This window comes from Cereibacter changlensis JA139, assembly GCF_003034985.1.
Classification (GTDB): Bacteria; Pseudomonadota; Alphaproteobacteria; order Rhodobacterales; family Rhodobacteraceae; genus Cereibacter; species Cereibacter changlensis.
Genome location: NZ_PZKG01000413.1, coordinates 1 through 641, shown reverse-complemented (window position 1 = coordinate 641; position 641 = coordinate 1). Strand labels below are relative to the sequence as shown.

The following is a 641-nucleotide window of genomic DNA, read 5'->3' as shown; positions in this document are numbered from 1 at the left end:
CCGCCGAGACGCTGAGCGCGGTCGCCGGCGATCCGACCGAGGGGACCGGCGTCTGGGCGCTGATCAACGCCGGCAACCTCACCGGCCAGATCCCGCGCATCCTCGCCGCCCCGGGCTTCACCGCCACCCCCGCCGCCTCGCCCGCCGCCCCGGTGACCCAGGCGCTCGTCTCGGTCGCGTCGCGTCTCCGCGCCGTGGTCATCGCCGACGGCCCGAACACCACCGAGGCCGACGCGCTGACCGACCGCGGCAAATACGGCTCCGACCGGCTCTACATCGTCGATCCCGCGGTGCGCGTCTGGGACACCGTCACCTCGGCCTATGTCACGCGGCCTGCCTCTGCTTACGTCGCCGGCGCGCTTTCCGCCCAAGACGCGAGCCGCGGCTTCTGGTGGTCGCCCTCGAACCGCATCCTCGAAGGCGTCGCCGCCACCGCCCGGCCGATCTCCTGGGCGATCTCGGATCCCGACACCGAGGCCAACCGGCTCAACGAGGGCGAGGTCGCCACCATCATCCGCGCCGACGGCTTCCGGCTCTGGGGCAACCGCTCGGCCGCCACCGACCCGCTCTGGGCTTTCCTGCCGGTGCGCCGCACCGCCGACATGATCTACGAGAGCATCGAGGGCGCGCTCCTCTGGGCG

1 protein-coding gene is annotated in these 641 nt (G+C 73.3%); it reads left to right on the top strand.

The features are described 5' to 3' along the window. On the top strand, positions 1-641 hold a 641-nt coding region (locus C5F48_RS24410), incomplete at both ends, for a phage tail sheath family protein (protein WP_181247794.1).